This window comes from Rhizobacter sp. Root1238 (assembly GCF_001425825.1).
Taxonomy (GTDB): Bacteria; Pseudomonadota; Gammaproteobacteria; order Burkholderiales; family Burkholderiaceae_C; genus Rhizobacter.
Genome location: NZ_LMDM01000013.1, coordinates 65309 through 84217 on the forward strand (window position 1 = coordinate 65309; position 18909 = coordinate 84217).

The 18909-nt window shown below is 67.5% G+C and carries 22 protein-coding genes and 1 pseudogene; 18 read left to right on the forward strand and 5 right to left on the reverse strand.

Features of this window, described 5'->3' with window-relative positions; all coding sequences use genetic code 11:
- The first annotated feature begins 20 nt into the window (after window positions 1–20).
- The 12 genes from fliM (at window position 21) to ASC98_RS12620 (ending at window position 11995) form a co-directional block, all read left to right on the forward strand.
- Window positions 21–1025 carry a flagellar motor switch protein FliM gene (fliM, locus tag ASC98_RS12565; RefSeq protein WP_047500482.1) on the forward strand — a complete coding sequence of 335 codons (1005 nt, stop codon included), beginning with the start codon at window positions 21–23 and terminating at the stop codon, window positions 1023–1025.
- Window positions 1015–1452, forward strand: a complete 438-nt coding sequence (fliN, locus tag ASC98_RS12570; RefSeq protein ID WP_047500484.1) for a flagellar motor switch protein FliN — start codon at window positions 1015–1017, stop codon at window positions 1450–1452. Before fliM ends, fliN begins: the two co-directional genes overlap by 11 nt.
- A gap of 3 nt (window positions 1453–1455) precedes the next feature.
- On the forward strand, window positions 1456–1809 hold the full coding sequence (locus ASC98_RS12575) for a flagellar biosynthetic protein FliO (RefSeq protein WP_056802463.1): 354 nt from the start codon (window positions 1456–1458) through the stop codon (window positions 1807–1809).
- Window positions 1810–1840: 31 nt separating this feature from the next.
- Window positions 1841–2590, forward strand: a complete 750-nt coding sequence (gene fliP / locus ASC98_RS12580; protein WP_369820474.1) for a flagellar type III secretion system pore protein FliP — start codon at window positions 1841–1843, stop codon at window positions 2588–2590.
- A 13-nt stretch (window positions 2591–2603) separates the two neighbouring features.
- On the forward strand, window positions 2604–2873 hold the full coding sequence (gene fliQ / locus ASC98_RS12585) for a flagellar biosynthesis protein FliQ (protein WP_056802470.1): 270 nt from the start codon (window positions 2604–2606) through the stop codon (window positions 2871–2873).
- A gap of 49 nt (window positions 2874–2922) precedes the next feature.
- A complete protein-coding gene (fliR, locus tag ASC98_RS12590) occupies window positions 2923–3684 on the forward strand; it encodes a flagellar biosynthetic protein FliR (RefSeq protein WP_056802472.1) in 762 nt (253 codons plus the stop codon).
- Window positions 3685–3773: 89 nt separating this feature from the next.
- A complete protein-coding gene (flhB, locus tag ASC98_RS12595) occupies window positions 3774–4943 on the forward strand; it encodes a flagellar biosynthesis protein FlhB (protein WP_056802475.1) in 1170 nt (389 codons plus the stop codon).
- Window positions 4940–7021 carry a flagellar biosynthesis protein FlhA gene (gene flhA, locus ASC98_RS12600; protein ID WP_056802478.1) on the forward strand — a complete coding sequence of 694 codons (2082 nt, stop codon included), beginning with the start codon at window positions 4940–4942 and terminating at the stop codon, window positions 7019–7021. The genes flhB and flhA overlap by 4 nt, the downstream gene beginning before the upstream one ends.
- 347 nt (window positions 7022–7368) lie before the next feature.
- Window positions 7369–9054, forward strand: coding sequence for a flagellar biosynthesis protein FlhF (flhF, locus tag ASC98_RS12605; protein ID WP_056802481.1), 1686 nt, complete (start codon window positions 7369–7371; stop codon window positions 9052–9054).
- Window positions 9055–9103: 49 nt separating this feature from the next.
- Window positions 9104–9886 (forward strand): hypothetical protein, encoded by a 783-nt coding sequence (locus tag ASC98_RS12610; RefSeq protein WP_056802486.1) that lies wholly within the window; start codon window positions 9104–9106, stop codon window positions 9884–9886.
- 20 nt (window positions 9887–9906) lie between these two features.
- Window positions 9907–10620, forward strand: a complete 714-nt coding sequence (locus ASC98_RS12615) for an RNA polymerase sigma factor FliA (RefSeq protein WP_056802489.1) — start codon at window positions 9907–9909, stop codon at window positions 10618–10620.
- A gap of 79 nt (window positions 10621–10699) precedes the next feature.
- A complete protein-coding gene (locus tag ASC98_RS12620) occupies window positions 10700–11995 on the forward strand; it encodes a methyl-accepting chemotaxis protein (protein WP_235581249.1) in 1296 nt (431 codons plus the stop codon).
- Between the two features lie 81 nt (window positions 11996–12076).
- Here ASC98_RS12620 and ASC98_RS32340 read toward each other — a convergent pair.
- Window positions 12077–12178 (reverse strand): annotated as a pseudogene (locus ASC98_RS32340) (IS5/IS1182 family transposase); the annotation flags it as partial.
- Window positions 12179–12187: 9 nt separating this feature from the next.
- Window positions 12188–12454: a hypothetical protein gene (locus tag ASC98_RS30325; RefSeq protein WP_157598108.1), complete on the reverse strand. Its 267-nt coding sequence runs from the start codon at window positions 12452–12454 to the stop codon at window positions 12188–12190.
- A 322-nt stretch (window positions 12455–12776) separates the two neighbouring features.
- Between ASC98_RS30325 and ASC98_RS12625 the strand changes: the two genes are divergently transcribed.
- Window positions 12777–13526: a class I SAM-dependent methyltransferase gene (locus ASC98_RS12625; RefSeq protein WP_082542122.1), complete on the forward strand. Its 750-nt coding sequence runs from the start codon at window positions 12777–12779 to the stop codon at window positions 13524–13526.
- Window positions 13527–13560: 34 nt separating this feature from the next.
- Here ASC98_RS12625 and ASC98_RS12630 read toward each other — a convergent pair whose 3' ends face one another.
- From ASC98_RS12630 to flgA, 3 genes are all read right to left on the reverse strand, one after another.
- Complete coding sequence (locus tag ASC98_RS12630) at window positions 13561–13953, reverse strand: hypothetical protein (protein WP_056802498.1); 393 nt, start codon at window positions 13951–13953, stop codon at window positions 13561–13563.
- 72 nt (window positions 13954–14025) lie between these two features.
- Complete coding sequence (gene flgM / locus ASC98_RS12635) at window positions 14026–14349, reverse strand: flagellar biosynthesis anti-sigma factor FlgM (protein ID WP_056802501.1); 324 nt, start codon at window positions 14347–14349, stop codon at window positions 14026–14028.
- Between the two features lie 115 nt (window positions 14350–14464).
- A complete protein-coding gene (gene flgA, locus ASC98_RS12640) occupies window positions 14465–15175 on the reverse strand; it encodes a flagellar basal body P-ring formation chaperone FlgA (protein ID WP_235581250.1) in 711 nt (236 codons plus the stop codon).
- 161 nt (window positions 15176–15336) lie between these two features.
- Between flgA and flgB the strand changes: the two genes are divergently transcribed.
- The 5 genes from flgB to flgF are packed head-to-tail and all read left to right on the forward strand — an operon-like array spanning window position 15337 to window position 18881.
- Window positions 15337–15750 (forward strand): flagellar basal body rod protein FlgB, encoded by a 414-nt coding sequence (gene flgB, locus ASC98_RS12645; protein WP_056802504.1) that lies wholly within the window; start codon window positions 15337–15339, stop codon window positions 15748–15750.
- Window positions 15750–16172 carry a flagellar basal body rod protein FlgC gene (gene flgC / locus ASC98_RS12650; protein WP_056802507.1) on the forward strand — a complete coding sequence of 141 codons (423 nt, stop codon included), beginning with the start codon at window positions 15750–15752 and terminating at the stop codon, window positions 16170–16172. The genes flgB and flgC overlap by 1 nt, the downstream gene beginning before the upstream one ends.
- A 25-nt stretch (window positions 16173–16197) precedes the next feature.
- The gene (locus ASC98_RS12655) at window positions 16198–16851 is read left to right on the forward strand and encodes a flagellar hook assembly protein FlgD (RefSeq protein WP_056802510.1); all 654 of its coding nucleotides are present in this window, start codon (window positions 16198–16200) and stop codon (window positions 16849–16851) included.
- A gap of 10 nt (window positions 16852–16861) precedes the next feature.
- Window positions 16862–18124 (forward strand): flagellar hook protein FlgE, encoded by a 1263-nt coding sequence (gene flgE / locus ASC98_RS12660; RefSeq protein ID WP_056802513.1) that lies wholly within the window; start codon window positions 16862–16864, stop codon window positions 18122–18124.
- 25 nt (window positions 18125–18149) lie between these two features.
- Window positions 18150–18881 carry a flagellar basal-body rod protein FlgF gene (gene flgF, locus ASC98_RS12665; protein WP_056802514.1) on the forward strand — a complete coding sequence of 244 codons (732 nt, stop codon included), beginning with the start codon at window positions 18150–18152 and terminating at the stop codon, window positions 18879–18881.
- Window positions 18882–18909 lie beyond the last annotated feature (28 nt).

An 18909-nucleotide genomic window follows, 5' to 3' on the forward strand; every position in this document is an offset into this window, starting at 1 on the left:
GTCACGACCGGGCCCACGCCATGAACCAGCAGATCCTTTCGCAAGACGAAGTCGATGCGCTGTTGCAGGGCATCACCGGAGAGAGCCAGAAGCTGGAAGAGGAAGAAGTCCAGCACGGCAGCATCCGCAATTACGACATTGCCAGCCAGGAGCGGATCGTTCGGGGGCGCATGCCCACGATGGAGATCATCAACGAGCGCTTCGCCCGCAACATCCGCATCGGGCTGTTCAACTTCATCCGCAAGAGCCCGGAAATCTCGATAGGCGGCATCAAGGTGCAGAAGTACAGCGCCTTCCTGCGCGAGATCGTCGTGCCGACCAACTTCAACATCGTCTCGGTGCGCCCGCTGCGCGGCAGCGGCCTGGTGGTGTGCGACCCGACGCTGGTCTTCGCCGTCATCGATTCGCTGTTCGGCGGTGCTGGCAAGTTCCACACCCGCATCGAAGGCCGCGATTTCTCGCCGACCGAGCAGCGCATCATCACGCGCCTGGTCGACGTGGTGACCGAGGAATACAAGAAGGCCTGGCACGGCATCTACCCGCTCGAGCTGGAATACCAGCGCTCGGAGATGCAGCCGCAGTTCGCCAACATCGCTACGCCGAGCGAGATCGTTGTCGCCACCAGCTTCACGCTGGAGATCGGCGACACCACCGGCACCATCCATTTCTGCATCCCGTACTCGACGCTGGAGCCGATCCGCGACGTGCTGTATTCGACCATCCAGGGCGACAGCAACGAGCCGGACAAGCGCTGGGTCAACCTGTTGAAGCAGCAGATCCAGTCGGCCGAGGTCGAGCTGGTGGCCGAACTCGCGCAGGCGCCGGCCACCGTGGAGCAGCTGCTGTCGTTCAAGCCCGGCGATTTCATCGAGCTCGACCTGCAGGCCGGCATCCAGGCCAAGGTGTCGGGCGTGCCGGTGTTCGACTGCCACTACGGAACCTCCAACGGCAAGTACGCCTTGAAGATCGATCAACTGTTGACCGGCTCGTCGATGAGCTGGTTGGGGGAAAACAATGTCAGCTGACAACGCAGCGCCGTCCGAAGAGGACGCGATGGCCGCCGAGTGGGCCGCCGCACTCGCCGAAACCAAGCCCGAGACCGCCTCCGAGGTGCAGAACGCCGCCGAGCAGGTGTCGCCGGTGGCGTTCACGAACTTCGCGTCCGGCGCGGGGCCGTCGGCACCGAACGACATCAACATGATCCTGGACATCCCGGTGCAGCTCACCGTGGAACTGGGTCGCACGCGGATCCCGATCAAGCACATCCTGCAGCTGGCGCAAGGCTCGGTGGTCGAGCTCGACGCGCTGGCCGGCGAGCCGATGGACGTGCTGGTCAACGGCTACCTGATCGCGCAGGGCGAGGTGGTGGTGGTGAACGACAAGTTCGGCATCCGGCTGACCGACATCGTGACCCCCAGCGAGCGCATGCGCCGCCTGAGCAAGGGTGCCTGAGCGATGTCCCCTGCGATCACGTCGTTCATGTGGTTCGTCGCGATCATCGCGATGATCCCGGCGGCCTTGTGGCTGCTGAAGCGCACGCCGATGGGCGGTGCCGGCGGGCTGGGCGTGATGCGCAGCGTGGCCGCGCTGCCGCTGTCGTCGAGCCAGCGTCTGGTTGCCGTCGAGGTCGGGCAGGGCGAAGAGCGCCGCTGGCTGGTGCTGGGCGTCACGCCGCAGAACATCACGGTGCTGCACAACATGGCCCCGCAGGCCGAAGCGGCGCCGCCGCAGATGCCGGCGGTGCATCCCGCTTTCGCGCAGATCCTGTCGCGCCTGCGCCGTGACCAGGGGTCGACCGGTGAACGCTGAGCATTTCTTTTCTTCGGCCCGCGTGCGCCGCATCGGCACGATCGCGGCCTTGACGGTGTTGTCGGCCGTTCCTGCAGCGGCTTTAGCCCAGGCCGCACCGGCCGGCAATGGCGCGCTGCCGCTGCTGGTGGGGCAGGGCGCGGGCGGCACCAGCTACTCGGTGCCGATCCAGACGCTGCTGTTCTTCACCGCGCTGTCGTTCCTGCCGGCCGTGCTGCTGATGATGACGGGCTTCACCCGCATCGTGATCGTGCTGAGCCTGCTGCGACAGGCGATGGGCACGCAGTCGGCGCCGCCGAACCAGGTGGTGATCGGGCTGAGCCTGTTCCTGACCTTCTTCGTGATGAGCCCGACGCTGGACAAGGTCTACGCCGACGCGTACCAGCCGTATTCGGAAAACAAGATTGCCTTCGACGAAGCGCTGAAGCGCGGCGAGGTGCCGATGCGCGCCTTCATGCTGAAGCAGACGCGCCAGGCCGACCTGATGCTGTTCTCGAAGCTCGCGAAGGTCGACCCGGCGGTGAAGGCCGCCGACGTGCCGTTCAAGGTGCTGGTGCCGGCCTTCGTGACCAGCGAGCTGAAGAGCGCATTCCAGATCGGCTTCCTGATCTTCATCCCGTTCCTGGTGATCGACATGATCGTTGCCAGCGTGCTGATGAGCCTCGGGATGATGATGCTGAGCCCGGTGCTGGTGGCGCTGCCGTTCAAGCTGATGCTGTTCGTGCTGGCCGATGGCTGGAATTTGCTGCTGGGGTCGCTGGCCGCCAGCTTCGCCACCTGAAGAGACGACGACGATGGATTCGCAACAAGTCTTCACGCTGGGCCAGCAAGGGCTCTACCTGCTGCTGATGGTGTCGGCCCCGGTGCTGCTGGTGGTGCTGGGCGTCGGCCTGCTGGTCAGCATCTTCCAGGCGGCCACGCAGATCCACGAGCAGACGCTGTCGTTCGTGCCGAAGATCGTCGCCGCGGTCGCGGTGCTGATGGTCGCCGGGCCGTGGATGCTGAACACGCTGGTCGAGTATGTGCAGCGCACGCTGACCTCGATCCCGACGGTGGTGGGCTGAACCAGGCCGTTCGCCCCGGGCCCGTCAAAGGGTCGGTGCCGAAGAAACCATGCTGACCTTCACCGACGCCCAGCTCGCCGCCTGGCTGACGCCGCTGCTGTGGCCGTTCATCCGCGTGCTGGCCTTGTTCAGCAGCGCGCCGCTGCTGTCGCAGAAGAACGTGCCGGTGCGGGTGCGGGTCGGCCTTGCGTTCCTGATCACGATCAGCGCGCAGGCCTCGCTGCCGGCGATGCCGGTGATCCCGCTCGATTCGCCGCTGCTGTATGCGGTGGTGCTGCAGCAGGTGCTGATCGGCATCACGCTCGGTTTCTCGGCGCGCATCGTGTTCGCCGCGATCGAGTTCGCCGGCGAGCTGGTCGGGCTGCAGATGGGGCTGAACTTCGCCGGCTTCTTCGACCCGATGAGCGGCGCCGAAGGCAACGCGGTGGGCCGCTTCTTCGGCATCATCGTCGGCTGGCTGTTCATCATCATCAACGGCCACCTGCTGATGATCGCCGCGATGGTGCAGAGCTTCCAGGCCTTCCCGGTGACGGCCGAGCCGTTCAGCTTCCTGCACGTGCTGCAGCCGCAGCTGTGGGGCGCCGAGGTGTTCAAGCTCGGGCTGTGGATCGCGCTGCCGATGGTCACGATGCTGCTGTTCGTGAACCTGGTGATGGGCGTGATCTCGCGCATCGCCCAGCAGATGAACATCTTCGCGGTCGGGTTCCCGATCACGCTCGGCGTCGGCCTGGTGGGCGTGCTGCTGACGCTGCCGATGATGCAGGCGCCGTTCACGATGGCGCTGGAGCAGATGCTGAGCCGGTTTCAGTGAGAAGAACTGGCCGCCTTTCCCCCTGCTGATCCGGCTCAAGTTCCGGGCCCACCCCGGAACAATCGCGGGAGCGCATCACCGCCCCCGCCATGTCCGACCAAGACCGCAACCTACCCGCCACGCAGCGACGACTCGACAAGGCCCGATCCGAGGGCCAGGTCGCGCGTTCGCGCGACCTGTCGCACTTCGCGGCGGTGGCGGTCGGCGGCGCGGCGCTGGTGGCGGTGGCACCGATGCTGGCGCGCTGGCTGCAGCAGCTGCTCGCCTCCGGCCTGCAGTTCAACGCGGTGATGGCCAAGAACCCCGAGGCGATGGGCGAGCGCCTGTCCGAACTCACGCACAAGCTGTTGTGGGTCGTGCTGCCGATGGGCCTGCTGATGATGGTCGTCGGCATCGCCGTCGCGGTCGCGGCCGGCGGCTGGGTCTGGACGATGAAGCCGCTCGCGCCCAAGTTCGACAAGTTCAACCCGATCACCGGCATGGGCAAGCTGTTCTCGAAGCAGCAGCTGATCGAGGCGATCAAGGGCGCCGTGCTGGCGCTGATCCTCGGCAGCATCGGGGCGATGTACCTGCGCTCGCACGTCGAGATGTTCGCCGGCGCGCTGTCGATGCCACTGCCGCAGGCGCTGTCGCATGTCGGCAGCACCATCGTCGGCGGCATGCTGCTGGTGCTGCTGGCGCTGGCGCTCTTCGCCGCCGTCGACGTGCCGCTGCAGCGCCAGCTGCACGCGATGCGCCTGAAGATGAGCCACCAGGAAGTCAAGCAGGAGCACAAGGAAGTCGAAGGCAACATGGAGATCAAGGCCAAGATCCGCGCCCGCATGCGCGAGATGGCCAATCGCCGCATGCTGGCCGCGGTGCCCACCGCCGACCTGGTCGTGATGAACCCGACCCACTACGCCGTCGCGTTGAAGTACGACGAAGGCAAAATGGGCGCGCCGCGCGTGGTCGCCAAGGGCGCCGACCTGATGGCAATGCGCATCCGCGACACCGCGAAGGAATCGAAGGTGCCGGTGCTGCAGGCGCCGGTGCTGGCGCGTGCGCTGTATGCCCACGCCGAGGTCGACCGCGAGATCCCGGCCGCGCTGTTCGCCGCCGTCGCCCAGGTGCTCGCCTACGTGTACCAGCTGCGTGCCGCGCTGAGCGGCCGCGTGGCGCTGCCGGGCGCGCTGCCCGAACTGAACGTGCCGGACGAGCTCGACCCGCACAACCCGAAGAGCGGCAAGTACGGCCTGAAGGCCACCGAGGACACTGAATGAACCCGCTGATCAAACAGATCCAGGGCTGGCTCGGCCCGCATGCCAAGGCGATCAAGGCGCTGATGGCGCCGGTCTTCATCATCATGGTGCTGTCCATGATGGTGCTGCCGCTGCCGGCCTTCGCGCTCGACCTGCTGTTCACCTTCAACATCGCGATGGCGCTGATGGTGATGATGGTTGCGGCCTACATGGTGCGGCCGCTCGATTTCTCGGCCTTCCCGACGGTGATCCTGCTGACCACGCTGCTGCGGCTGTCGCTGAACATCGCGTCCACCCGCGTCGTGCTGCTGCAGGGCCACACCGGTCCGGGCGCGGCCGGCAAGGTGATCGAGTCGTTCGGCCACTTCCTGATCGGCGGCAACTTCGCGGTCGGCCTGATCGTGTTCGCGATCCTGGTGGTGATCAACTTCGTCGTCGTGACCAAGGGCGCCGAGCGCATCGCCGAAGTCGGCGCGCGCTTCACGCTGGATGCGATGCCCGGCAAGCAGATGGCGATCGACGCCGACCTGAACGCCGGCCTGATCGACGAGAAGGAGGCAAAGCGCCGCCGCCTCGAGGTGGGCAACGAGGCGGAATTCTTCGGCTCGATGGACGGTGCCAGCAAGTTCGTGCGCGGCGACGCGATGGCCGGCCTGCTGATCCTGTTCATCAACATCATCGGCGGCTTCATCATCGGCGTGGCCCAGCACGACCTGTCGGCCTCGCAGGCGGCCGACAGCTACATCCTGTTGGCCATCGGCGATGCGCTGGTGGCCCAGGTGCCGGCGCTGCTGATCTCGGTGGCGGCGGCGATGGTGGTGTCGCGCGTCGGCAAGGAAGAAGACGTCGGCACGCAGGTCGCGAGCCAGGTCTTCAACTCGCCGCGCGTGCTCGGCATCACGGCCGGTGTGATCGGCCTGCTGGGCATCATCCCGGGCATGCCGCACCTGGTGTTCCTGCTGATCTCGGGCGGCATGGGCTATGCCGCCTGGTGGATGAACGAGCGCAACAAGCGCGTCAAGAACACCCCGCCGCCGGCCGCGCCGGTGGCCGAGCCGAACGCCGAAGCCAGCTGGGACGACCTGCAGCCGGTCGACACGCTGGGGCTGGAAGTGGGCTACCGGCTGATCACGCTGGTCGACAAGAACCGCGAAGGCGACCTGCTGCAGCGCATCAAGGGCGTGCGCCGCAAGTTTGCGCAGGACGTCGGCTTCCTGCCGCCGCCGGTGCACATCCGCGACAACCTGGAGCTGAAGCCGAGCATGTACCGGCTGACGCTGCGCGGCGCGGTGGTCGGCGAGGGCGAGGCTTTCCCGGGCATGCTGCTGGCGATCAACCCGGGCGGCGCGACCACCCAGCTGATCGGCACCCGCACCACCGACCCGGCCTTCGGGCTGCCTGCCGTGTGGATCGAGGAGCGCCAGCGCGAATCGGCACAGATGAACGGCTTCACGGTGGTGGACTGCTCCACCGTCGTCGCGACCCACCTGTCGCACCTGATGCAGATGCATGCGGCCAAGCTGCTCGGCCGCGTCGAGACGCAGCAGCTGGTCGAGCACGTGACCAAGCTCGCGCCGAAGCTGATGGAAGACGTGATCCCGAAGATGGTCGGCATCGCGAGCCTGCAGAAGGTGCTGCAGCTGCTGCTGGAAGAAGGCGTGCACATCCGCGACATGCGCTCGATCGTCGAGAGCCTGGCCGAGCACGCGGCGGTGGCGAGCGAGCCGGGCGAACTGGCGCGGCGCATCCGCATCAGCCTCGCGCCGGCCATCGTTCAGCAGATCTACGGCCCGGTGAAGGAACTCGAGGTGATCGCGCTGGAGCCGGAACTGGAGCGGCTGGTGACGCAGGCGCTGAACTCGCCGCACGGCGCGGTGCTCGACCCCGGCGTGGCCGACACGCTGACGCGCAGCGCCGCCGCGTCGGCCAAGCGCCAGGAAGACCTCGGCCACCCGGCCTGCCTGCTGGTGCCGGACATGATCCGCGCGCCGATGGCGCGGCTCTTGAAGCGCGCCGCGCCGCGGCTGCGGGTGCTGGGGCACAGCGAGATCCCGGAAACGCATTCGATCCGGATCGGGTCGATCATCGGGGCGAACTGATCGCGTGCATCCCCGTAGCCCGGATGCCAATCCGGGGTGGCGTTGCAAGACGCTTCCCGGATTGGCATCCGGGCTACGTCGTTCTGGCGGGCCCGCTCGAAACAGGCCGGTTTTCCCCCCTCTCATCCTCCTCAAGTTTCCGCCCCACCCCGGAACAATGACGGCACGCATCCACCGCGTCCGTCCATGACCTCTGCCTTCCTGTCCACCGCCGTGCCCCCTCGGCACGAAGCATCCCAAATGAAGGGATTTACGGTGGCTCATCGCCAGACCATGAGCGGCTGCGCTCTCACACACTGGATGCCATTGCTTGCCACTGGTTCCCGCTCGATCTCCTGGAGCTCCCGATGAACGTCAAACGCTTCACCGCCCGCACGTCGCGCGACGCCCTGACCCTGGTCCGCCAGGCTTTCGGCGAAGACGCGGTCGTGCTCTCGACCAAGCCCTGCGCCGAAGGCGTCGAGGTGCTGGCCATGGCGCCGGAAAGCGTTCAACAGATCGAGCGCCTGTCGGCGGCCGGTCCGATCCCGCCGTCGCCGCCGGTCGCCAAACGCGCCGCCACGCCCCGCGCCCCGGCCGCCCGCCCGGCCCCCGCGCCGCAAGCGGCACCGGCCCCGGCGATGGAAGTCACCGACGACGTCGCCCGCCTGTCGATGAGCACGCTGTCGTTCCAGGACTACGTGCGTGAACGCATGCTGAAGCGCCGCCAGGCCGCGCTGCAACAGCAGCATGGCCGCGACAACGAACCCAGCTTCATGCCCGACGACGACCTGCCGCTGCCGACCGCGCTCGAGCAGCGCCTGGCCGAACGGCAGGCGATGCACCCGGCACCGACGCAGCACACGCCGATGCAGGCCGTCGGTGGCCGCAGCCCCGCGCTGCGCGAGCCGCCGGTGCTGCGCGAGGAAATCCGCGTGCAGCAACAGCAGGCCGCTGCCGCCGCGCAAGCCCAGGCCCAGGCGCAAGCCCACGCCCAGGCGCTGGCCGATGCCCGTGCACAGGCCGCGCACACCCCCGCCCCGGTGCCGGCCGCGCCGGTCGTCTCGCTCGCCGACGCCCGCTCGACCGTCAACGCCTCGGCCCGCCGCGACCAGCAGGACATGATGAACGAGCTGCGCTCGATGAAGGGCCTGATCGAAGAGCGCTTCGGCGCGCTGGCCTTCATGGAGAAGCTGCAGCGCCAGCCCGCGCAGGCGATGCTGATCCAGAAGCTGCTCGACAGCGGCTTCTCGCCGGCGCTGATCCGCAAGCTGGCCGAGAGCCTGCCGAACGACGTCGGCGACGAGACCGCGTGGGCCGCCAACATCCTCGAGCGCAACCTGATCACCGGCGAGAACGACGCCGCGCTCGAAGACCAGGGCGGCGTCTACGCGCTGATCGGCTCCACCGGTGTCGGCAAGACCACCAGCGCCGCGAAGATCGCCGCCGCGTTCGCCACCAAGCACGGCGCCGCCAACCTCGGCCTGATCACGCTCGACGCCTACCGCGTCGGCGCCCACGAACAACTGCGCGCCTATGGCCGCATCCTCGGCGTGCCGGTGCACACCGCGCACGACCGCGCATCGCTCGAAGACCTGCTGGAACTGCTGGCGGCCAAGAAGATGGTGCTGATCGACACCGCCGGCATGGCGCAGCGCGACAGCCGCACCCGCGAACTGCTCGACATGCTGGCCCACCGCTCGATCCAGAAGCTGCTGGTCGTGAACGCCGCCGCGCAGGGCGAGACCATCGAGGACGTGATGGTGTCGTACCGTGCCGCCGCCTGCAAAGGCATCGTGCTGTCGAAGCTCGACGAAGCCGTCAAGCTGGCGCCGGCGCTCGACGCGCTGATCCGCCACAAGCTGAAGGTCGTCGGCGTCGCCAACGGCCAGCGCGTCCCCGAAGACTGGCACCGCCTGTCGGCCCACGCGCTGGTGCACCGCGCGCTGCGCGCCAACACCGGCACCGCCTATCGCATGGATGCCGACGACGTGAACCTGATCTTCACGGCGCGCCAGCCGGCGCTGCGCACCCGCGGATCGCTGCACGCCTGATCGCTGCGCCTCCACAAGAACAGCCACCTAGCCTCGTCCTCAGCGCCCCATGCACGACGCCTACGACTCCTCGTTCCCGCAAGACCAGGCCCACGGCCTGCGCCAGCTGTTCGGCCAGACGCGCGTGCGTTTCGTGCCGGTGGTGGCCAACCCGAACATGGCGTTCGGCGGCGTGATGCTGGAGCGCCTGTGCACCGCCTTCGGTGAGCTCGGGGCGCACGTGCTGGTGATCGACGCGTCCGATCGCGCGCCGGCGCCGGCCGAGCTGACGGCCGTCGGCCTGACCGGCTGCGTCGAGCCGCTGTCGCAGCAGGTGTCGTACCTGGCCGCCCGCGGCCTGCCGATCCGCTACGTGGATGCGCACGGCAGCACCGCCGCCTTCCTGCACGCCGCGGCCGATGCCGCGCCCTATGCCGACGTGGTGCTGGTGCATGCCACCGAGACCGACCTGTGCCGCCTGTTCATGCGCAGCGAGGCCCGCCCGCTGCTGCTGGCCGACGACCGCCCGGCCAGCGTGACCCACGCCTACGCTGCGATGAAGCTGCTGACGCAGCGCGCAGGCCTGATGGTGCACGACCTGCTGCTCGGCGCCGCCCCCCATTCGCCGCGCGCCGAACGCATCGCGCAGCAGATCGCTTCCTGTGCCGATGGCTTCCTGGGCGCCGTGCTGCGCGACTGGATGCACATCGATCCCGCATCCGACGTCAACGACCCGCCCACCCCGGCCCTGCGCCGCTGGGCCCGCGACGTGCTGCAGCCTGCCGCCGCCGAAACCGCCCATGCCACCGGCTACCCGGTGTACCGCGAGTTTCCGCAGCAGGCCCTGAACTGAATATCCCCGGAGCTGACCCCATGTACACCGCCAAAGGCCAACTCGACGTCAACTCGATGCTCAAGCAATACAGCTCGCTGGTGCGCCGCCTGGCCCACCAGATGATCGCCAAGTTGCCTGCCAACGTCGAGATCGACGACCTGATCCAGGTCGGCATGATCGGGTTGACCGACGCGCTGAGCCGCTTCGACGCGGCCCAGGGCGTGCAGTTCGAGACCTTCGCGACGCAGCGCATCCGCGGCGCGATGCTCGACGAGCTGCGCGGCAACGACTACCTGTCGCGCGGCACGCGCAAGCAGCAGCGCACGATCGAATCGGCGGTGCACAAGCTCGAGCAGAAGCTCGGCCGCGCGCCCGCCGAGAGCGAGATCGCGCGCGAGATGGGCATCACGCTGCCCGAATACCAGGAACTTCTCGGCAAGGTGCGCGGCACCCAGCTGGTCTACCTGGAGGACATGTCGGGCGACGATGGCGACAACGACTTCCTCGACCGGCACGTGGCCGACGAAGGGATCAACCCGCTGGCGCAGTTGCAGGACCAGCGCATGCGCCAGGCCCTGGTCGACGGCATCAAGACGCTGCCGGAACGCGAGCAGTACGTGATGAGCATGTACTACGAGCACGACATGAACCTGAAGGAAATCGCGGCGGTGCTGAAGGTGACCGAATCGCGCGTCTGCCAACTGCACAGCCAATCCATTGCCCGCCTGCGCGTCAAGCTGCGCGAGTGGTGATCACAGAAACCGAGACGCCATGTTTGCAATGTTCAGGAAGGGTCGCGAGCAGTCGCCCGTGGAGCCTGTCGAACCCGCCGTGAACGCCCCCGGCGAGCCCGATTTGCGGGCCGCGGTGCAGTCGATCGGCAAGCAGGCGTCGAGCGTCGGCCGTGATGCCGCCGAGGTGCGCGGGCTGCTCGACGACGCGAGCAAGGTGTCGGCACGCCAGGCGCAGGCCGTCACCGTGCTGGCCGGCCAGTTGGGCGAGGTCACGCGGGCGCAGCAGGCCATTGGCGATGTCACGGCCGGCAGCCTCGATGCGGTCGGGCGTGCGCGCGACGCGGTCGAGGCGGTCGGCACCGAGGTGGCCGGCATCGTCGACACGCTGCGCGAGGTGGCCGAGGCCGCCAGCGAGATCACGCAGATCGCGCTGCAGACGCGGCTGGTGGCGTTCAACGCGTCGGTCGAAGCGAAGCGTGCCGGCGAGGCCGGGCGCGGTTTCGGCGTGGTGGCCGATGCGGTGAAGGACCTGGCGTCGAAGGTCGAGGGCTCGTCGAAGGCGATCATGAGCACCGTGGGCGTGCTCGACACCCGCATCGGGGCCTTGTCGCGCGAGATCCAGGCCAAGCCCGGCGAAGTCAAGCAAGGCGGTTTCCACAAGGCGCTGGCCGATGTGGAGGCCGGGGTCGCGAGCATCACCGCCGCGGCGACGCAGAGCCGCGAGATCTGCGGCGGCGTCAACGTGCAGATGGGCGCGATGCAGTCGGAGATCCAGCAGACCACCGCCGCGCTCGACAACGCGATGCGCCGCAGCGAGGCCTTCCTGAAGGTCTCGGAGCACCTGATCGAGCTGGTCGCCGAATGCGGCATCGAGACCGAGGACACGCCGTTCATCCAGGCCGCGATGGAAGCGGCCGCGCAGATCGGCAAGCTGCTCGAGGACTCGCTGCGCACCGGGACGATCTCGGCGGCCGACCTGTTCGACGAGAGCTACCGGCCGTTGCCGGGGACGAACCCGGCGCAGCACGCGACGAAGTTCATCGAGCTGGCGGACCGGCTGTTCCCGCAGGTGCAGGAGCGCGTGCTGACGCTGAGTTCGAAGGTGGTGTTCTGCATCGCTGTCGACCGCAACGGTTATGTGGCCACGCACAACAAGAAGTACTGCCAACCGCAACGCGGCGACCTGGCCTGGGACACGGCCAACAGCCGCTACCGCCGGATCTTCAACGACCGCACCGGGCTCGCCTCGGCGCGCAACCAGCGCCCGTTCCTGCTGCAGACCTACCGCCGCGACATGGGCGGCGGCCAGTTCGTGCTGCTGAAGGAAGCCGCCGCACCGATCACGGTGCAGGGGCGGCATTGGGGTGGGATGCGGGTGGCGTTCAGTTTTTGACGGACGAGGCAACTCAGGGAGTTGCTGATCAACGGCCAGTTTCGCTCAGGCGCATGGTCGGCGATTCGACGGCGCGTCCGTCGCCAAGCCCTTGTAGCGGGCCTTCCTCGGGGCGGAACAGGCTCTTCTCACGTGGAACCGACGTTCGACCTTCGCTCGCACGCTCGCCTTGATCCGCTCGACTTCGGGACGTTATTGATTGACGTCTCCATAATAATCGGGACACGGCTCCCACGAGTCTGATTCGGAATCGTCCTGTTTCTCCAAGGCCATTCTCAATTCGTTATATTCCTTCAATACGTCTTTGCCGAATTCATCATTCGGGGTATTTGATTCTGCTTTAATGCGGAGTTTGGAAATTTTTTCCAGGATATTTTGGCGCGACTGTCCCGTGCGGTTTTTCGCTCCAGAGATGGAGGGTGTTTGCGGTTTGGGTTTATTTGCTCTGATTGTGCTCATTTGATGATTCTCGAGTGAAAGTTAAAAAAGCCGAGTGACTGATTTTCAACCTGCATGGCGTGCTTCCATGAACAGGCTTCTGGTCGAAAGCTGAGTCGCTGACCACCCCCTAAGTCACTTCTCCAGCGGATTCGATCCATGCAGGTCCATCATTCAGGGGCAGCGTCTCACGGGCTTGACGGCGACTTGTGGTGTCTCCATAGCCTGTTCGCCATTACCGTGGTTGATTCGGACGGGATCCTGGATGCCCAATCCACCGATTTGCTTGATGTCCTATTCGGCGGGCCATCCACGGCTCCCGCGTGACGAAAGAGAGTTCTCCATGGTCTGGCCGCTGCCCGCCTTGCTCGCCTGGTCTCTGGCGTGGGCGCTCTTTCTTGCGTTGCGACGCACGGCAGTGCCGCCTGGCGTGGCGCTGCTGTTGGCCACCGCGCTCGGCGGGCTGCTGGCCCTGCTGCCGATCGTTGCCGGCACGAGCTGGCGCCGCATCTTCGTCGCGCTCGGCTTTCCGCTCTCTCTGCTCGCATCGGGCGTCGCCTCGGCATTGCCCGCGTGGACCTGGCTGCTGCCGATGGGCGCTCTGATCTCCCTCTACCCCGTCCATGCTTGGCGCGATGCGCCGGTCTTCCCGACGCCGCGCGGTGCGCTGCGTGGGCTGTCGGAGTTGGTGCCGCTGCCCGCGGGCGCCCGGGTGCTCGACGCCGGCTGCGGCTTGGGCGACGGGCTGCGCGAGTTGCACGCGGCCTATCCGCACGCGATGCTCGATGGGATCGAGTGGAGCTGGCCGGTGCGGTTGCTGTGCGGCCTGCGCTGTCGCCTGTTGCGGATCCCGGCGCGCGTGACGCGCGGCGACATCTGGAAAGCCGATTGGTCCGGCTACGAACTCGTCTACCTGTTCCAGCGGCCTGAAAGCATGCCGCGCGCCGTCGCGAAGGCGCGGCAGGAGCTGCGCCCGGGGGCGTGGATGGCGAGTCTGGAGTTCGAGGCGCTGGAGCTGCGCCCGGTGGCCCGGCACCTCTGCCCGGATGGGCGGCCGGTGTGGCTGTATCAGGTGCCGTTCAAAGGGCGCTGACCCGGATTGGCATCCGGGCTACGTCAGCCCTCAATCAAGCCTGGACGAAACCGCGGCTGCCGCGCTCTGCGGGGCCGATCGCCGAATACACCGCGGCCGGCCGCTCGCGCGGCATCAGCACGTCGATCGCACGATCCAGCGCGGCAGTGGCACGGGCCAGCGATTCGCGCTGTGCCGCCACCAGCCCGCCGGCCAGCGCCAGGCGCTCGCGCAACGGGGTGGGCACCGGGCCGCTGCGGGCCGCGCGGGAGAAGAGGTCGACCGCACGCGCCAGCGAGCGGTGCAGTTCGGTCGCATGCAGGTCGATCGCCGCGCTGTCGCGCGTGCGCAGCGCCTCGCCCAGCGAGGCGAGCTGCGTCTCGACCGCGCCGAGGGTGGCCTCGAGTTCGGGCGAGGTTTCGTACGCGGGAATCACCGGCTGCTGCATGACGAACGGGTGGCCAGGGGCCGTTGAAGAAATCGAGACAGAGACCGAAACAGGAAGCGGGACCGCCGGCGATCAGTGCCCCAGCACTTCGCGGGCGTTGGCGATCAGCTTGTCGGCGATGGCTTCCGGATTGACCTTGAAGCTGCCGTTCTCGATCGCGTCGGACATGCGCTTGACCTTGTCGGCGTCGAAATCGGCGTTGGCCAAGCCGGTGCCGGTCAGCGACGACGCCGCGCTCGACAGCGAGACGGTGGTGCTGGCTTCGGGGGCCGCGGCGCCGACGGCCGGGGTGGCCTGTTCAGCGGGCTTCGCGGTCGTCCCTTGCTTTTGCGTGGTGCTGCCGACCGCCTGCGTGGGGGCGGCCGCTTCTGCGTGATTGCCGATCTTGATGCTCATGAAGGACTCCTTGGGTCGGGACACTGGGCCCGGCCTTTCAACATGCACGGTGTATCGGCCCGCCCGATGGCGACTTGAGGGCTTTCGCCCGAATTGTTGTCCCTGGGACGGTTTTTCACAATGCGAGTTCCAACTGGTGTTCCGCGACCGCGACACCCGTCACGAGACGGCCGCTTTCGGTGCGCACGCGCGCCGGCTGGCCTTCGATGCCAGCGGTCACTGCCTCGCCGGAGCCGGCCACTGCGTAGCCATCGCCGACGGCCCGGATGCGAACGGTGTCGCCCGGGGCAAACCATTGCCGGGCCTTCAGCGTGGCTTGGCGCACGCCCTGGCCAGCCGACACCGAGCGCGCGAGCACCCTGCCGACCAGCGCCGAGGCGTCAGTCAGCGCCGGGCTGGCCTCTTCGGCGAGGTCGACCTCGGTTTCGCGGACGTCGGCGGCCGCCAGCACCTGGCCGGCCGGCATCGCCTGGGTCATGACCAGCGCCTTGCCCCAGACCTTGACGGTCACCGGCAGATACACATTCCACGGCGTCGCACCCTGGATGCAGCGCAGCCCGATCCGCGTCTTGCCCCACAGCCGGGTGTTCGGCGTCAGATAAGCCTGGACCTGCTGGCAGGGCGCCAGGCGCAGGCGGGCGTCCAACGGCCCGGCGACCACTTCGACGCGGCCCGGCAGGTCGCTGGCGAGGTGGCTCTTCACGAAGCCGAGGGCCTGCTGCTCGAGCGGCGACGGCGTTGCCGCCTCGGCCGCGAACGTGACGCGGCCCATCGCCACGAGGGCGACGAAAGCGATGAAGGCAACAAGGGCAGGGGCTTTGTTCACGCCTCCACTGTAGGAGCGCGTTGCCGCCCGCAAGCGCTCGAAATGGCGGACAAACCGGCCGCTATTCCCGCTTATGTTTCAGAAGGCGCTGCCCACAATCCTTTCACATCGCCCATGGCCTCGGCACCCACCGACGCCACGGACCGAAAGGACACACCGCCATGCTGAACAAACTGACCAACTCGCTCGATTTCCAGGGCTCGGCGCTTGCGCTGCGCTCGGAGCGCCAGCGTCTGATCGCCAGCAACATCGCGAACGCCGACACGCCGGGCTATGTGTCCCGCGACATGGACTTCGCCCAGGCGCTGCGCGAGGCCACCGGCAGCCAGCAGAACGCGGCGGTGCCCGCCACCACGCAGGCCGGCCACATCGGCATCGAGAGCGGCCTGACCGGCGCGCGCGCCGAATCGAACCTGCTGTACGCGACCGCCAGCCAGACCAACCTCGACCGCAACACCGTCGACATGGACCGCGAGCGCGCCAACTTCGCCGACAACTCGGTGCACTACGAAGCGACGCTGCGCTTCATCAACGCGAACGTGCGCACGATGCTCGAAGCGATCAAGGGGCAATGATGAGCATGTTCCAGATCTTCAACGTCTCCGGCAGCGCGGTCAGCGCGCAGTCGCAGCGCCTGAACGTGGTGGCGTCCAACCTCGCCAACGTCGACACCGTGGCCGGCCCCGACGGCCAGGCCTACAAGGCACGCCAGGTCACGTTCCAGACCGAGATGATGGGCCAGCTCGGCCAGCCGGGCGGCGCCGCGGCGGCCGGCGTGAAGGTCAGCACGATCACCGAAGACCAGACCCCCGGCCGCAAGGTGCACGACCCGAAGCACCCGCAGGCCGATGCCGAAGGCTACGTCACCTACAGCAACGTGAACGCGGTCGAGGAGATGGTCAACATGATCTCGGCCTCGCGTTCGTACCAGAACAACGTCGAGGTGATGAACACGGCCAAGACGCTGCTGATGAAAACCCTCCAGATGGGCCAGTGAGCCCGCCTGAACCCGAAAGCACCCCATGGCCGTCGACACCGTCACCAACAACTACGCCGCGCTGAACACGAAGTCGTCCACCGACCCGAGCGCCACCACCGCGGCCGAGAGTTCGGAGCGCTTCCTGAAGCTTCTGGTCGCGCAGATGCAGAACCAGGACCCGCTGAACCCGATGGACAACGCGCAGGTCACCAGCCAGATCGCGCAGATCAACACGGTCAGCGGCATCGAGAAGCTGAACGGCACGGTCGGCAGCCTGTCGACCCAGTTCCTGCAGATGCAGGCGGTGCAGGGCGCCTCGCTGGTCGGCCGCGAAGTGATCGTGCCGGGCAACAAGATGGACATCGCCGACAAGGTCGGCCAGGGCGGCTTCCAGATCGATGCCGCCGCCGACAACGTGAAGATCGAGGTGCAGAACGCCGCCGGCCAGACGCTGCAGACGCTGAACCTCGGCGCGCAGGGCAGCGGCATGCACAGCTTCGACTGGGACGCCGGCAGCTACGACAACACCAGCGGCATCACCTTCAAGGTCACGGCCACGAGCGGGGCCAACACCCTCAAGAGCACCGCCCTGATGCGTGACAAGGTCAACGCGATCAGCACGGCCAACAACAGCCTGGTGCTGGACCTCGAAAAGGCCGGCGGCGTCACCTACGACCAGGTCAAGGCATTCAACTAAGGACACCACCATGGGCTTCCAGCAAGGTCTCTCCGGTCTGAACGCTTCGAGCAAGAACCTCGAAGTCATCGGCAACAACGTCGCCAACGCCAACACCTTCGGCGCCAAGGCCTCGCGCGCCGAGTTCGCCGACATGTACGCCGCCGCGATGAACGGCTCGGGTGCCAACAAGATCGGCATCGGCGTGAACCTGGCCGCGGTGACGCAGCAGTTCTCGCAGGGCAGCATCACGACCACCGAAAGCTCGCTCGACGTGGCGATCAACGGCTCGGGCTTCTTCCAGCTGAACGACAACGGCACCACGGTGTACTCGCGCAACGGCCAGTTCCAGGTCAACAAGGACGGCTACATCGTCAGCAACGGCGGGTTGAAGCTAATGGGCTACAAGGCCGACGGCACCGGCACCATCCAGCCCGGCCAGGCCGTGCCGCTGCAGCTGCCCACGGCCGGCATCGACCCGGCCGCGACGAAGAACATCACGCTCGAGATGAACCTCGACTCGCGTGCCGCGACGACGCTGCCGGCGACCACGCCGCAGATCAACCTGACCGACGCGAAGACCTACAACAACGCGACCTCGCTGACCGTCTACGACGCGAAGGGCCAGGACGTCGCGCTGACCTACTACTTCCAGAAGGCCGGCACCGACCAGTGGAACGTCTACGTGACGGCCAACGGCACCTCGCTGGCGGTCGACGGCGCCGGCGACCCGGCCCCGGTCACGACGCTGCAGTTCCCGACCAACGGCGGCAACCCGACCGCCCCGGTCGGCGCGGTGACGCTGGACATCCCGGCGACGACCAATGCGGCCGGTGCCGAGACGCTCGCGATCAGCGGCGTGCAGCTCAACCTGGGCAGCGCGACGCAGTACGGCGCCGGCTTCGGCGTGACCGACCTGAAGCAGGACGGCTACGCGCCGGGCCAGCTGTCGGGCCTGTCGATCGAGGACAACGGCATCGTGATGGCGACGTATTCGAACGGCCAGTCCAAGCCGGCCGGCCAGATGGAGCTCGCGAACTTCCGCAACGCGCAAGGCCTGAAGCCGCTGGGCGGCAACAACTGGTCGCGCAGCTACGAGTCGGGCGATCCGATCCTGGGCGTGCCGTCGGAAGGCAACATGGGCGTGCTGCAGTCGGGCGCGCTCGAGGAATCGAACGTCGACCTGACCGCCGAGCTGGTCAACATGATGACCGCGCAGCGCACCTACCAGGCCAACGCGCAGACCATCAAGACGCAGGACCAGGTGTTGCAGACGCTGGTCAACCTGCGCTGATCGCCGCGAACGCTGAGGAGCTGCCATGGACCGCATGATCTACCTGTCGATGTCGGGCGCGAAGGCCATGATGCAGCGCCAGGACACGCTGTCGCACAACCTCGCGAACGCGTCGACGCCGGGCTTCAAGTCCGAGCTGGCGGCGTTCCGCGCGGTGCCGGTGCTCGGCAGCGGCGCCAGCACCCGCGTCTATGCGCTAGAAACCACGCCCGGCTACGACGCGACGCCCGGCCCGGTCACCGCCACCGGCCGCAACCTCGACGTCGCAGTGAAGGGCAACAGCTGGCTGTCGGTGCAGGCGCTCGACGGCACCGAGGGCTACACCCGCGGCGGCTCGCTCGACATCACGGCCGACGGCACGCTGACCACGCGCAGCGGCCTGCCGGTGCTCGGCGACGGCGGCCCGATCCAGGTGCCGGCCAACACCGAGATCTCGGTCGGCGCCGACGGCACCGTCAGTGCCAAGGGCATCGACGGGAAGATCACCGCGGTCGGCAAGCTGAAGCTGGTCACCGCCACCGAAGACACGCCGCTCGAACGCGGCACCGACGGCCTGTTCCGCTCGGCCAATGGCGACCTGCAGGCCGACCCGAATGCCCGCGTGCAGGACGGTGCGCTCGAGGGCTCGAACGTCAGCCCGATCGAGACCATGGTGTCGATGATCGCCGCGGCGCGCCAGTTCGAATCGCAGATGAAGATGCTGCAGACCGCGGAGGGCGACGAGAAGGCCGCCGCGCAACTGCTGTCGATGAATTGACCTCCCGCTGAACCGAAGGAACCCTCAC